Source organism: Streptomyces sp. NBC_00536 (genome assembly GCF_036346295.1).
GTDB lineage: Bacteria > Actinomycetota > Actinomycetes > Streptomycetales > Streptomycetaceae > Streptomyces.
This window is the reverse complement of record NZ_CP107819.1, coordinates 6,328,677-6,342,396: the sequence shown is the minus strand read 5'-3', so window position 1 is coordinate 6,342,396 and position 13,720 is coordinate 6,328,677. Positions and strand designations below refer to the sequence as shown.

The 13,720-nt window shown below is 71.6% G+C and carries 9 protein-coding genes; 3 read left to right on the top strand and 6 right to left on the bottom strand.

Features of this window, described 5'->3' with window-relative positions:
* The first annotated feature begins 25 nt into the window (after window positions 1–25).
* A complete protein-coding gene (locus OHS33_RS27615; protein WP_330333104.1) occupies window positions 26–1,543 on the top strand; it encodes an MFS transporter in 1,518 nt (505 codons plus the stop codon).
* Between the two features lie 59 nt (window positions 1,544–1,602).
* Here the strand turns inward: OHS33_RS27615 and OHS33_RS27610 are convergent, their stop codons facing one another.
* The 5 genes from OHS33_RS27610 to OHS33_RS27590 form a co-directional block, all read right to left on the bottom strand.
* Window positions 1,603–2,706 (bottom strand): zinc-binding dehydrogenase, encoded by a 1,104-nt coding sequence (locus OHS33_RS27610; RefSeq protein ID WP_330333103.1) that lies wholly within the window; start codon window positions 2,704–2,706, stop codon window positions 1,603–1,605.
* Window positions 2,706–3,518 carry a phytanoyl-CoA dioxygenase family protein gene (locus OHS33_RS27605; RefSeq protein WP_330333102.1) on the bottom strand — a complete coding sequence of 271 codons (813 nt, stop codon included), beginning with the start codon at window positions 3,516–3,518 and terminating at the stop codon, window positions 2,706–2,708. The genes OHS33_RS27610 and OHS33_RS27605 overlap by 1 nt, the downstream gene beginning before the upstream one ends.
* A 54-nt stretch (window positions 3,519–3,572) precedes the next feature.
* Window positions 3,573–4,349 carry an SDR family NAD(P)-dependent oxidoreductase gene (locus OHS33_RS27600; RefSeq protein WP_330333101.1) on the bottom strand — a complete coding sequence of 259 codons (777 nt, stop codon included), beginning with the start codon at window positions 4,347–4,349 and terminating at the stop codon, window positions 3,573–3,575.
* A gap of 25 nt (window positions 4,350–4,374) precedes the next feature.
* A complete protein-coding gene (locus OHS33_RS27595) occupies window positions 4,375–5,352 on the bottom strand; it encodes a TauD/TfdA dioxygenase family protein (RefSeq protein WP_330333100.1) in 978 nt (325 codons plus the stop codon).
* Between the two features lie 61 nt (window positions 5,353–5,413).
* The gene (locus tag OHS33_RS27590) at window positions 5,414–9,292 is read right to left on the bottom strand and encodes an amino acid adenylation domain-containing protein (protein WP_330333099.1); all 3,879 of its coding nucleotides are present in this window, start codon (window positions 9,290–9,292) and stop codon (window positions 5,414–5,416) included.
* 328 nt (window positions 9,293–9,620) lie between these two features.
* Here OHS33_RS27590 and OHS33_RS27585 point away from each other — a divergent pair, with 328 nt between their 5' ends.
* A complete protein-coding gene (locus OHS33_RS27585) occupies window positions 9,621–11,432 on the top strand; it encodes a phosphatidylglycerol lysyltransferase domain-containing protein (protein WP_330333098.1) in 1,812 nt (603 codons plus the stop codon).
* Between the two features lie 87 nt (window positions 11,433–11,519).
* On the opposite strand, the gene OHS33_RS27580 is transcribed toward OHS33_RS27585, so the two are convergent.
* Window positions 11,520–12,317: an AfsR/SARP family transcriptional regulator gene (locus OHS33_RS27580; protein ID WP_330333097.1), complete on the bottom strand. Its 798-nt coding sequence runs from the start codon at window positions 12,315–12,317 to the stop codon at window positions 11,520–11,522.
* 910 nt (window positions 12,318–13,227) lie between these two features.
* Between OHS33_RS27580 and OHS33_RS27575 the strand changes: the two genes are divergently transcribed.
* A complete protein-coding gene (locus tag OHS33_RS27575) occupies window positions 13,228–13,590 on the top strand; it encodes a hypothetical protein (protein WP_330333096.1) in 363 nt (120 codons plus the stop codon).
* The last annotated feature ends 130 nt before the right edge of the window (window positions 13,591–13,720 follow it).

Genomic DNA, 13,720 nt, shown 5'->3' with positions numbered 1-13,720 from the left:
GCCGCCCGGTCAACCGAAAGACGTCATGCACGCAACTCCTCAGTCGGACCCGCAGCGCTGGAAAGCGCTGTTATTCATAGGCCTCGCCCAGTTGATGGTCGTGCTCGACACGACCATCGTGAACATCGCCCTGCCTTCGGCCCAGCACGACCTCGGCATCTCCGACGGCAACCGGCAATGGGTGATCACCGCCTACTCGCTGGCCTTCGGCAGCCTGCTGCTCTTCGGCGGGCGCATCAGCGACCTCACCGGCCGCAGACGCGCGTTCATCATCGGCCTGCTCGGCTTCGCCGGCGCGTCCGCACTGGGCGGCCTCGCGGTCAACCCCGGGATGCTGCTCGGCGCCCGCGCCCTGCAGGGCGTGTTCGGCGCGCTGCTCGCCCCGGCCGCGCTCTCGCTGCTCGCGGTCACCTTCACCGAACCCGGGGAGCGGGCCAAGGCGTTCGGGATCTACAGCGCGATCTCCGGTGCCGGCGGCGCCGTCGGCCTGATCATGGGCGGCGCACTGACCGAGTACCTGAACTGGCGCTGGGCGCTGTTCGTCAACATTCCGTTCGCCATCGCGGCCGCGTTCGGCGCCGTCACCGTGATGCGCGAGCCCGCCGGTGCCCGCAAGACCGGCCGCCTGGACCTCCCCGGGCTCGTCCTCGCCACCTTCGGCCTGCTGTCACTGGTGTACGGGTTCACCCGCGCCGAGTCCGACGGCTGGACCGCCCCCGTCACCGTCGCGCTCTTCATCGCCTCGGTGGTGCTGCTCGGCACGTTCGTCCTGGTCGAGAGCAAGGTCGCGGCCCCGCTGCTCCCGCTGCGGGTGGTGACCGAACGCAACCGGGGCGGCATCTACCTCTCCCTGGGGCTGGCCGTCATCGGCATGTTCGGGCTCTTCCTGTTCCTGACCTACTACCTCCAGGTCGTGAAGGGGTACACGCCGGTCCTCACCGGATTCGCCTTCCTGCCCATGATCGTCGGCATGGTGATCGGGTCGACGCAGATCGGCAGCCGGCTGATGACCCGCCTGCCACCGCGGCTCCTGATGGGTCCGGGCTTCCTGACCTCGGCACTCGGCATCGCGCTGCTCACCCAGATCAAGGTCGACAGCTCGTACGCCGGGGTGATCCTGCCCGCGCAGGTGCTCCTCGGCCTCGGCATGGGCACGGCGTTCATGCCCGCGATGAGCCTGGCCACCCGCAGTGTGCGGCCGCAGGACGCCGGTGTGGCGTCCGCCCTGGTCAGTACCTCCCAGCAGGTCGGCGGCTCCATCGGCACCGCCCTGCTGAACACCATCGCGGCGGGTGCCACCACCGACTGGATGGCCGAGCACGCCCGTTCGGCCGCCGACCGGGCCAGGCTGGCCGACGCGGCGGCCGTGCACGGCTATGCCACCGCGATCTGGTGGGCGGTCGGCATCCTCGTCGCGGCCGCGGCCGTGGCCTTCACCCTCATCAACGCGGGGCGGCAGAACGGCGGTACGGGGTCCCAGGGCGCCGGGGCCGGAGCCGCCACCGGGAAGACCGACGCCGTCCCGATGACGGTCTCACACTAGTGCGGAGCCGCCGGATGGGATCCGGCGGCTCCGCACGCGCGACACCTCTCGCTCACCTGCTACCGGTTCGTGAGGACCGCCTTCATCACCGAACCGTCCGCCACGGCCGCGAGCGCGGCCTCGTGGTCGTCCAGCGGATAGGACGACACCAGGCTGGCCAGGTCGAAGCGGGCCGTGAGGGCGGGCAGCAGACGTACGTACTCGACGAGGTGCGCGCCGGTGAACGCCCAGGATCCGACGACGTCGAGCTGCCGGTACACGATCTGGTGCGGGTTGAGCAGGGTGTCCCCCGCGTCCGTGTACTGGCCGATGACCAGGTACGAGCCGCCGCGGCGGGCCATGGTGAGGCCCTGCGCGACGGCCGCGGGCACGCCCGCGCACTCGATGACGAGGTCGGCCCCGGCGCCTCCGGTCTCCGCGCGGACCCGCTCCAGGACGGCCTCGGCGCCACCGGGCGCGGTGATGTCGAGGTGGACGTCACCGATCCCGGCGGCGGCCGCGAGGGCCAGGCGGCTGTCGGGGCCGCCCACGAGGATGACCTTGGCGGCCCCGGCCAGCTGCGCGAACGCGGCGGCCGCGAGGCCCACCGGGCCGCTGCCCTGGACCACGACCGTCTCACCGAGGCGCACCGGCCGCCGCTCGTGGAGGGCGTGCACGACGGTCGGCCCCGCGCAGGCCAGGGACATGGCCGCGAGCGGGTCGATGCCGTCGTCGAGCTTCACGACGGTGGTACCGGCCTGCAGCACGATGAACTCGGCCCAGGCACCCGATAGTTCGGGGCCCTCGGTGGTGGAGCGATTGACCCCGTAGGTGCGGCGGTTCTCGCACAGGGTCGGCTCGCGGTGGAGCCGGCACGGCACGCAGGAGCCGCAGGCGATCGAGGAAGCCCACATCACGGTGTCGCCGGCGCGCAGTGCGGCTCCCGTGGCATCGTGCGCGGGGGCGTCCGGGCCGAGCTCGTGTACGGTGCCGAGGCCTTCGTGGCCGAGGACCAGCGGGGTGGGGATCGGCAGATGACCCTGCTGGAGGTGGAGATCGGTGCCGCAGATGCCGCCGTGGCGGCAGGCGACGAGCATGCCCCCGGCCGGGGCGGCCGGGACCTCGTACTCCCGCAGCGCGAGCGGCCGGCCGAACTCCTCCAGGACGACTGCCTTGCCGCGCATCACGCCGACACCCCTTCGAGGGCGTCGAGGAAGGGGGCGTCGAGGACGCGCAGGGCCTCGGTGTCCCGGCACACGACGTAGTCGGGCCGCGGTTCGCCGGGCCAGCTCGGCAGGTTGGCCGTGTCGTTGTAGGTGGTGATGAGCAGGCGGCGCGGGAAGGGCGACATGTTGGGCGCCGAGCCGTGCACGATCTCGGGCGAGAAGAAGACGAGGGAGCCGGCCGGGCCCTTGGGGCTGACCATGCCGCGCTCGGCGACCAGCGCGGACAGCTGGTCGGGGGTCAGCGCGATGTCGTCCGGGTCCAGGTGCTGGGCGGACCTGGCCTCGGCCGTGCGGCTGTCGCGCACCAGGCCGGAGCGGTGCGATCCGGGCAGGAAGATCACGGGGCCGTTGAACTCGTCGACGGCGTCGAGGAAGACACCGACGTTGACCTGGAGCGGGGCGGGCAGCTGGTCGGCGATGCGCCAGGCGACGTAGTCCTGGTGCCAGGACCACTTCTCGCCGCCGAACGCCGGCTTCGCGTTGATCTTGAACTGGTACACGTACACGTCGTCCGTGAGCAGCTGCCGCACCGGCCCGAGCACGCGGGGGTCGCGGATCAGCCCGGCGTATTCGGGCTGCCGGTGGTGGGAGGCGTACACCGCGCGCACCTCGTCCCCGGACTCCTCCCTGATGACCTGCGGACCGCGGACGTCGCAGTCGCGCTGGAAGGCGGCCCGCAGCCGGTCCATTTCCCGTTCGTCCAGCGCGGACTCCACGAAGAGGAATCCGTCCTCGTGGTACCGGGCGATTTGTTCTTCACTGAGACGCATGATGTTCCTTCGTGTGACGGTGGGCGGCGGTGCGGGGTGCGGCTGGCCGACTGCTCAGCCCATGAAGTTGCCGCCGTCGATGATCAGTTGCTGCCCCGTGACGTAGCGGCCCGGGCGGCCGACGAGGAACTCCAGCGCGTCGGCGATGTCCTCTACGGTGCCCAGGGAGCGCAGCGGGATCTGCCCGAGCACCTCGGCCCGCCGGACGGGGTCTTCCAGCCCGTACCGTTCGACCACCTCCGGAGTGTCGGTGAACCCGGGGACGAGCGAGTTGACCCGGATCGTGGGGGCCAGTTCCAGCGCCAGGCACCGGGTGAAGTGCAGCAGACCAGCCTTGCTGGCGCAGTAGTTGACCCCGTTGGCCCGCGGACGGATGCCGGTGGTCGCGCCGACGTTGACGATCGCGCCGCGGCCCGCCGCCACCATCGCCGGGGCGAGGGCCCGGGTCAGGTGGAACGGTCCGGACAGGTTGGTCGCCAGGACCTGGTCCCAGTCCTCGTCGCTGAGTTCCAGGAACGGCCGGTCCCGGTTGATCCCGGCGTTGTTCACCAGCACCTCGGGCGCGCCGTGCTCGGCGAGCAGCCGTTCGGACACGGCACGCACCTCGTCGGGGCGGGTCATGTCGACCTGGTGGGTCTCGATCCGGCCCGCGCCGAGCGCGGCCGCCTCCCGCGCGGCCTGGTGGTCGCCGCGGTAGAGGGCGGCCACCCGGTGGCCGAGGTGCGCGAGGCGCAAGCTGAGGGCGAGGCCGATGCCCCGGGTGCCGCCGCTGACCACGGCAAGGGATCCGGTCGTGCCGAAGGTCGTGCCAAAGGTCATGTCAGAGGTCATGTCAGAGGTCTTCTCGGAGGTCATGTCAGAACGGCCGATCTCCGGCGATGGCGGTCCGGTCCGCCACCCGGCGCTCCGGGTGGTAGTCCGAGGTCGCGTAGTGCTGCACGGCCCGGTTGTCCCAGAAGGCGACGGACTTCGCCTCCCAGCGGAAGCGCACCTGGTACTCGGGGTACTCCAGCTGGTGGAAGAGGTACGAGAGCAGTTCCTCGCTCTCGTCGGCCGGCAGGCCCGCGAGGTGCGTGGTGAAGATCGACGTCAGGAACAGCGTCTTGCGCCCGGTCCTCGGGTGGGTGCGCACCAGCGGGTGCTCCACCGGCGGGTAGACCCCCTGGAAGTGCGCCCGCTGCTCGTCGGTCATCAGCTCGCGGTAGTTCGCCGACGGGGTGAAGTCGTTGACCGTCTTCAGCCCGTCGATGCGCGCCTTCACCTCGTCGGGGAGGTTGTCGTACGCGGCGGCCGCGTCCGTGAACAGGGTGTCGCCGCCGCCCCCTCGGGGCAGCTCCACCATGCGCAGGACGGCGCCCAGCGGGGGCCGCTCGATCCAGGGGAAGTCGTAGTGCCAGACGTTCTCGAAGCCGGGGTTCCGCGTGCCCTTCTCCAGTCGCACGACGTCCTCGCCGGTGCCCGGGGGCAGGAACGGGTGCCCGTCGACCGCGCCCCACCGGGAGGCGAAGGCGCGCTGCTGCTCGGCGGTGATGTCCTGGTCACGGAAGAACAGCACCTTCCATTCGAGCAGGGCCCGGTCGAGCTCGCCGAACACCTCGTCGCTCAGCGGGGTGCGCAGGTCGACGCCGTGGATCTCGGCGCCGATCAGCGGCCCCGAGGGGCGTACCTCGACGTGCTCGTACGGGCCCCCCTGCTGCCCCTCGGCGAGCCTGCGCAGGAGCCGGGGGCCGTGATAGTCCGTCCGGCCCTCGATGCCACGGCGGGCCAGCGACCGTACGTCGGCCGGCTCGGCGTCGACGTCCGCCGTCTCGGGGTGGGTCGGGGTGGATGTCATGGGGGTGGACCTCCTGGTCCTCGGGGGGCGCCTGTGCGTGGGGTGGGTGGGGGCCGGGCCGTTACGCGTCGGCGGACCGCAGCCGCGCGGCGAGGACCGGGCCGATCCGCGCCAGGGCCGGGGGCCGCATCATGCGGTGGTGGGTGGCCGGCACGTCGTGGGAGGCGACGGCGCCGTCGACGTGGCCCGCCCAGGCGGCCGCCGTGCCGCGACCGGGTTCGTACGGGTCGTCGGGGTCGATCTCCGCGGCGCGGAAGAAGAGCAGGCCGCCCTGGAACCTGCCGGGCCTGAAGTCGGCCATCAGGTCGAGGTCGTTGCGGTAGACGTCGAGGAGCGCGGCGCGGGCCCGGTCGTCGCCGAGGGGGAACTCGTCGTCGCCGGCCGACTGGAGCAGGGAGCGGTCGAACTCGTCCTCGCTGAACCGGGGCATGTCGGCCCGGAGCCGTTCGTCCACCGGATACGAGTCCACCATCACGAGCAGGTCGACCGCCGCGCCCGCGCTCTCCAGGAGGGTGGCCATGGCGTGGGCCACCAGACCCCCGAAGGACCAGCCGAGTATCCGGTAGGGGCCCTCGGGGCGGACGGCCCGGATCTGCGCCACGTAGTCGGCGGCCATCTCCTCGACGGTGGCCGGGAGGCCCGCCGCGTCCCCGGGGCCGCGCGCCTGGAGTGCGTACACGGGCTGGTCGGGACCGAGGTGCGGCAGGAGCCCCGCGTAGGGCCAGCCCATTCCGGCGGCCGGATGGACGCAGAACAGCGGGGGCCGGGAGCCCTCCGCGCGCAGCGGCAGCAGGGACCGCGGCGCGGCGCCGGACGACGGGTCGGCGATCCGCCGTGCGAGCCCGGCCGGGCTCGGGGACTCGAACAGGGCGTGCACCTCCAGCGGTGTGCCGAGGGCGGCCCGGATCCGCGCGACGAGGCGGGCGGCGAGAAGGGAGTGCCCGCCGAGGTCGAAGAAGTTCTCGTCGACGCCGACCGCGGGCAAGTCCAGTACCTGGGCGAAGAGGGCGCACAGCACGCGTTCCTGCTCGGTGGCCGGTTCGCGGGCCGGTGCGGCGCCGGAGAGACGCGGTTCGGGCAGCGCCCGGCGGTCCAGCTTCCCGTTCGGCGTGAGCGGGAGCTCCGCCAGCTCGACGACGGCCGAGGGCACCATGTGGGCCGGCAGCCTGCCCCGGACGAACGCGCGGACCGCGTCCGTGTCGCAGCCCGGCGTCCCGGGCACGACGTACCCGACGAGCCGCTTGTCCCCGGGCCGGACCTCGCGGGCGACCACCTCGGCGTGGACGATGCCGGGGCAGGCGGCGAGGGCCGCCTTGATCTCGCCGGGCTCGATCCGGAAGCCACGGATCTTGATCTGGTCGTCGGACCGGCCGTGGTACTCCAGCTGCCCGTCGGGCATCCAGCGGACCACGTCCCCGGTGCGGTACATCCGGCTTCCCGGCGGCCCGTACGGGTCGGCGACGAACCGTACGGCGGTGAGTCCGGGGCGGTTGAGGTAGCCCCGGGCCACCCCGGCCCCGGCGAGGTACAGCTCGCCCCGCGCCCCCTCCGGAACCAGGCGCAGCCCGGCGTCGAGGACGTACGCCCTGATGTTCGGGATCGGCCGGCCGATCGGGGCGGCGGCCGGCCAGGCATCGACGTCCGCCGCCATGGTGTGGGCCGTCACCAGGTGGGTCTCGCTCGGGCCGTAGTGATTGTGCAGGCGGCGCCCGGCCTGGCCGTGCACGAACTCGCGCACCCGGTGGCTCGGGGTGAGCGCTTCGCCGCCCTGCGCCAGGAGCCGCAGTGACGGGATGGTCCGTCCCTGGTCGAGGGCCGCCTCGCACAGGGCCTCAAGGACGAGGTTGGGGGCGAAGAGCTCGTTCACGCGCTCCTCGTCGAGCCAGGCGGCGAGCAGCTCGGGGTTGCGCCGGACCTCGTCGGCGGGCACCACCAGGGTCTTGCCGAACAGCACCGCGGACAGGATCTCCTGTACGGACACGTCGAAGCTCAGCGCGGTGAACTGGGCGATCCTGGTCCCGGCGGCCGAGTGGAAGGCCTCGTCGTGCCACGACAGGAGGTTGACCATCGCCTGCCCGGGCATCACCACGCCCTTGGGCCGGCCGGTGGTGCCCGAGGTATAGATGACGTACACGGGATGCGCCGGGTCGAGCCGGCCCGGCCGCTGCTCGTCGTCGATCGCCGTGTCGGCCAGGCCCGCCAGCTCCCGTACGGTGTCGGGCGCGTCGAGGAGCAGGCGGGGGGCGTCGGTGTCCGGCAGCCGCCGGGCCGTGTCCGCGGTGGTCAGTACGACGGCGGGCGCGGTGTCGTCCAGCATGAACGCGAGGCGCTCGGCCGGGTATTCGGGATCGACGGGCAGGTAGCAGCCGCCCGCCTTGAGGACGGCGAGGACGGCGGCGGCGAGGCCGGCCGAGCGGGGCAGCGCGAGGGCGACGATCCGCTCGGGCCCGACGCCCCGCGCGATGAGGAGCCGGGCGAGCCGGTTCGAGGCGCTGTCCAGCTCCCGGTAGGTCAGGGTGGTCTCCGCCGAGACGACGGCCGGCAGGTGCGGGGTGTCCGCGGCCTGCCGGGCGAACAGCTCCGGAAGGGTGGCTTCCGGGTATTTGTGCTCGGGGCCGCCGAGCTCGGTGAGCAGCCGGACCTGCTCGCCCTCGGTGAGCAGCTCGACGGAGCCGACCGGCACGTCCCGGTCCGCGATGAAGGCGCGCAGGACGCGCAGGAAGCGCGCGTGGTGCGCGGCCGACTCGTCGGCGCCGTAGCGGGCCGGGTTGGCGACGAGGTCGATGCGCAGCCCCCGGCCGTCCGCGCGGTCGAAGGCGGTGAACGACAGGTCCTCGACGAGCCCCTGCGTCAGGTGGTGGGCGGTGGCGGGCAGCCCGGCGAAGTGCACGTCGTAGTCGAAGGCCATGATGTTGACCATGGGACCGGTCCGGTAGCGTCCGGTGTCCGGCAGGCCGAGGTCGCGCCCCAGGTGCTCGCCCCGGTGCCGCTGGTGGCGGATCATCTGCCGGAATCCACCGGCGACTTCACGGATGAGCCCGTACGCCGTGAGGTCGGGGCGGACCGTGACGCGCAGGGGCAGGACGTTGGAGTACATCCCGGGCATGGCGCGCGCCGCGGCGTCGGTGCGGGCGGCCATCGGCAGGCTCAGGATGACGTCCTGCTCGCCGGAGATCCGGTGGACCTGGGCGGCCGCGGCGGCGATCACCAGGACGGACCAGTGGGTGCGGGCCGCGCGGGCGGCGGCCTTGAGCCCCTCGGTCTCGGCCGCGGAGAGGCTGCCGGTGTGGCTGATCTGTCCCTGCGCGGCGGGCCCGCCGGCCGGCCCGGAGGCGAGGGTGGCGACGTCCGGTCCGTCCGCGAACCGGGTCGTCCAGTACGCCCGGTCCGCCGCGCCCCGGTCGGAGGCCTGGTAGTCCGCGTCGTCCGTCAGCATCTCCCGGATGTCGCCGAACGGGCCGTCCGGCAGGGGGAGTCCCTCGGTCATGGCGGCGTACAGCTCGGACACCCGCTGGGCGATGAGCGCTCCCGTGTGCCCGTCCGCGACCGCGTGGTGGGCGCTGAGGTACCAGAAGCTGCGGTCCGGCCCGAGGGTGAACAGCGCGTACGAGAAGAGCGGCCCCCGGGAGAGGTCCATCCGGCGGGACAGATCGGCCCGCATCCAGGCCCGCGCGGCGGCCGCGGGGTCCGGCTCGCCGGTGACGTCGAGGACCGGGAACTCCCAGTCGGTGAAGGGGACGACGCGCTGGCGGGGTTCACCGTCCTCTTCGACGAACCGGGCGTGCATCGGGACGGCCTCCGCGACGGTCTGCCGCACCGCCGTCTCGAAGACCCGCCGGTCGACGGGCCCGTGGATTTCCAGGTATTCACCGATGCGCTGCTGCGGAGCGGTCGGATCGACCTGCTCGGCCAGCCACATCTCGCGCTGGGCCGTTGACACGGGAAGGTACATGCCGCCGGATCCGGACCCTGACACTTCTCCCACACTCCTCATGTTGCGCAGCGGTCAGCGACTTCTCGCCGAATGCGGGGACGGAATACGGAGGGTGTACGGAAAAGCCGGGGAGCAGAAAACGCATCGTCGCGATCCCTCCCCGCAAGTACAGCTCCAACTGCCCCCACCTGCGAGAAGAAGGCTAAACCCGGGCGCTAAACCCTCGCATGCACGCCCCTTATATTTCACCCCGCTAAAGCGCCTCTTAACTCCGATGGGATCTCATTCTTCAGGATGAGGAAAATCTCCGGAGCCCGCTTTAGATTCGCGCTCTATGGACATTCCAGCACCCCCGCACCCGGGTTCGGCCACGAGCCGTCGCCCGGCGCCGCGCACGCTCCGTGACCGGGCGACCCCCGCGTCCCGGCCGCGCGTTCCCGCCCTCGCCGCGTACGCCTGTCTGCTGATCGGGCTGATCGACCTCGCGGCGGCCGTCTTCCCGGGCTTCCGCCACAACCGGGTGCGCCTGCTTGCCGGTCAACTGCCCGGCGGGACCACCACGGTGGCCGCGGTCGGCTCACTGATGGTGGGCGTGCTGCTCATGCTGCTGGCGCATGCGCTGCGTCGCCGCAAGCGGCGCGCCTGGCGCGCGGTGGTGGTGCTGCTGCCGGTGGGCGGGCTGCTGCACTTGCTGCGTTGGCACACCACGGCCGCCGGCATGCTGTCGTTCGCGCTGCTCCTCGTCATGCTGCTGTACCGACGGGAGTTCTACGCGCTGTCCGACCCGCGGACCCGCTGGCGGGCACTGCTGAACTTCCTCGCGGTGGGAGGCGCATCCCTCATCCTGGGGCTGCTGATCACCAACGTGCACCCGCACTACGAGGCCGGCTCGCCCTCCCTGGCAGAGCGACTGCGGCACACCGCGTACGGGCTCGTCGGGGTCGAGGGGCCGGTGCGCTACACCTCGGACCGGGTCGGGGATCTGGTCGGCTACTCGCTCGGCGCGCTCGGTCTGATCACGCTGCTGACCACCTCCTACCTGTTCCTGCGGCCCGAGAAGCCGTTGGCGGAGCTCTCCGCCGAGGACGAGGCGCGGGTGCGTCGGCTGCTGGAGCGGCACGGGGCGCGCGACTCGCTGGGGTACTTCGCGCTGCGGCGCGACAAGAGCGTGCTGTTCTCGCCGACCGGCAAGGCCGCCATCGCCTACCGCGTCGAGTCGGGTGTGATGCTCGCCTCCGGCGACCCCATCGGCGACGTCGAGGCCTGGCCCGGGGCGGTCAAGGCGTTCATGGACGAGGCCGGGCGGCACGCCTGGGTGCCCGCGGTGATCGGGTGCGGCGAGACGGGCGGCGAGGTGTGGACGCGCGAAACGGGCATGGACGCCCTGGAGTTGGGTGACGAGGCGGTCGTGCACACGGCCGACTTCTCGCTGAGCGGGCGGGCCATGCGCAATGTGCGCCAGATGGTCAAACGCGTCGAACGGGCCGGCTATTTCTGCCAGGTCCGCCGGGTCTGCGACCTCGACGAAGCGGAGCGGGCGCGGATCGCGGACGCCTCGGCCCGCTGGCGCGGCACCGACATCGAGCGGGGGTTCTCCACCGCTCTTGGCCGCTTCGGTGACGCGCGGGACACCGGCTGTGTGGTGGTCACCGCGCACAGGTCCCCGGACGGTGAAGAGGGCGGGACCGGCGGGGCGGCTGACACCGACGACCTCGCGGCCGTGCTGCACTTCGTGCCGTGGGGCCCCGAGGGGATCTCACTGGAACTGATGCGCCGGGACCGCGCCGCCGACCCCGGCCTCAACGAGCTGCTGATCGTCGCCGTCCTGCAAGCGGCGCCCGCGCTCGGCATACGCCGGGTCTCGCTCAACTTCGCGATGTTCCGCTCGGCCCTGGCCCGGGGTGAACGGCTCGGCGCGGGACCGGTGTTGCGGGCCTGGCGGGGGCTGCTCGTGTTGCTCTCGCGCTGGTTCCAGATCGAGTCGCTGTACAAGTTCAACGCGAAGTTCCAGCCGGAGTGGGTGCCGCGGTTCCTGGTCTTCCCGCACACCCGCGATCTGCCGCGGATCGGGCTCGCGGCGTTGCAGGCGGAGGCCTTCCTCACCCTCGGCCTGCCGAAGTGGGGCCGGAAGCGGGCGCGGGCGTGAGATGCCTCCGGCCCCGCGAGCGGAGCGCGTCGCGGGGCCGGAGGGGTCGTAGGGCCGTAGGGCCGCGTCAGCCGGGAAAGTGGCCGTTCAGCAGGCGAGGTGGGCGAGGGTGTGCTCTTCGAGGTCGGCGTCCCGCGACAGGACCGACTGCTGCAACTGCCGTAGTCTGGGGCCCGGTTCGATGCCGATCTCGTCGATGAGGACGCGCCGGATGCGGTTGTAGATCATCAGGGCTTCGGCCGGTCGGCCGCTGCGGTACAGCGCGAGCATCAGCAGACCGTGGAAGGTCTCCCGCATCGGCTGTTCGTCGATCAGCCCGTAGAGCTCGCCGATCAGCGGCTTGTGCCGCCCCAGGAGCAGTTCCGTCTCGGCCCGTTCCTCCAGGGCCGCCGACCGCTTCTCGTCCAGTTGGTGGCCCAGGCTCTGCAGGAGCGGAACGGTGCGCAGGTCCGCCAGGGCGGGGCCGGACCACAGCCCGAGCGCCTGGGAGAGCAGCCGCGAGGCCTCCTCCAGCCGGCCCGCCGTCCGCGCCTCCGCGGCCCGCAGGCACAGCGATTCGAATCTGTGGAGGTCCAGGGTGAGCGGGGCCAGTTCCATCATGTAACCGGGCGGCCGGGTCAGCAGCCCGGAAGCGCCGAAGCCCGCACCCGCCAGATGTTTGCGGAGCCGGGAAACATAGACCTGAAGCGCGGTGGACGCGGTGCGTGGCGGCGTACCCGACCAGAGGCCGTCGATGAGCTGCGCCGCGGACAGCGGGCGGCCGTCGTTCAGGCACAACAGGGCTAACAGGGTCCGGAGTTTCAACGCCTGCGGCGTGTGCGGCGTCCCGTCATCGGTCTCTACTGCAAGTGCTCCAAGAACGCGAAAATACACGATCCTTCTCATCCCCCGATGTGAAAAGACCCCGAACCCTCAGAACCGGCGGTCCGGCGAGTCCGGGCTTGGTGTGCGGATAAAGCAGAAGCCGCGCCGGCAGCTCCTGGCACAGGTTGGCGAGTGCTCACCTTTACGCATGCACCCCTCGCCGACGCGCTTGAATTGCCGAGGGCGATCCGACGACACCGGGCCGCCTGGATTCCCCCAGGAGGCCTGGCTGGTCTGCGCCGGGCCACCAATTCTGGACACTATCACGCGCCGGATGGGCCATTCCTGCCCCTGCGGGCGGCGCTCCGGGCTACCGGTACGACTCGGCGGCGCACGCCTCACGGATCCTCAAGTCCCCATGGCTCGAAGGGTGATGACACATCGTGACTCCCCTTTGGGTCAGGTGGGGGAACGGCGACTCCGAACCCTTTACGCCGGTAAAGATTCCCTGGTGGATGTAAAGATTCCGCTTGAATCTCCGGGGTTCGAGGGCGGCGCCGTCACGTACAGGTAAAGAAAATTTAATGAATCTGAGGTCCACCTGAGGATCCGGGCAGCCGCCACTCTCCGTGACCGCGATCCCGATTGCCTCGCTATTGATCATCCTGCTAGGTTACTTTTCAGGAAAGGCGCCCCAGCCGCATTCATCGGGTATCGACCCGGGGATGCCGCACAACGGGGGAAGGGAAACCTGCAGATTCCCGACCTTCCCGCGGCATCCGCGAGGGGGAACCGGCGTTTCTTTCCGTCGGAAGAGCTGACCCCTCTTCCGGATTTCACCTCACCGCTTGCACGTCAGCCATGGAGCCGCGTGCACAGCGCACCGTTTCGCGAGCGAATCGATTCGAGCGGTCTTTTCATGTTCCGGGCCGGGATTCCCCATGTCCGGATCCATCCCACACACATCAATTACATACAGAAGGCGAGCACAGTGAACGCCAAGCGTTTCATCGCAGGAGCCGTCGTCACCGCCATTGCCGCGACCGGGGCCGTCGGCCTCGGCTCGGCCAGCGCGTCGGCCACCTCGCTGCCCGTGCAGAAGGCGGCGGCGCAGCAGTCCGTCGCCACCGCGACCGTAGTCAACGACGGCGTGCAGCCGCAGTTCTGGCACGCCGTCGCCCAGAGCGTGGTCGCCGCCACCGCGGTCAAGGCCACCGAGGCCGCCGTGAAGGTCACGACGAAGGTCAGGTCCTCGTCCAGCGAGTCCTCGTCCTCCTCCAGCGGCGGTCCCGCCATCAGCCCGAAGGGCGCGCACGGGGTCATCCCGGGCGACGTTCAGTACGACGCCAACTGATCCGGTGTGCCGGGCCCTTCACACCGGGCCCGGCACCCTGCACGGCACCACCTGAAGACGTGCCCGGCGGCGTCCCCCGCGCCGTCGGGCACCCTCACCGCGTCAAGAACCCCGACATGGAACGGAGGTG

Excerpts from the sequence above, each read along its gene's own strand:
- OHS33_RS27615 (WP_330333104.1), top strand. The coding sequence starts at position 26 with ATGCACGCAACTCCTCAGTCGGACCCGCAGCGCTGGAAAGCGCTGTTA.
- OHS33_RS27610 (WP_330333103.1), bottom strand. The coding sequence starts at position 2,706 with ATGCGCGGCAAGGCAGTCGTCCTGGAGGAGTTCGGCCGGCCGCTCGCG.
- OHS33_RS27605 (WP_330333102.1), bottom strand. The coding sequence starts at position 3,518 with ATGCGTCTCAGTGAAGAACAAATCGCCCGGTACCACGAGGACGGATTC.
- OHS33_RS27600 (WP_330333101.1), bottom strand. The coding sequence starts at position 4,349 with ATGACCTCTGACATGACCTTTGGCACGACCTTCGGCACGACCGGATCC.
- OHS33_RS27595 (WP_330333100.1), bottom strand. The coding sequence starts at position 5,352 with ATGACATCCACCCCGACCCACCCCGAGACGGCGGACGTCGACGCCGAG.
- OHS33_RS27585 (WP_330333098.1), top strand. The coding sequence starts at position 9,621 with ATGGACATTCCAGCACCCCCGCACCCGGGTTCGGCCACGAGCCGTCGC.
- OHS33_RS27580 (WP_330333097.1), bottom strand. The coding sequence starts at position 12,317 with ATGAGAAGGATCGTGTATTTTCGCGTTCTTGGAGCACTTGCAGTAGAG.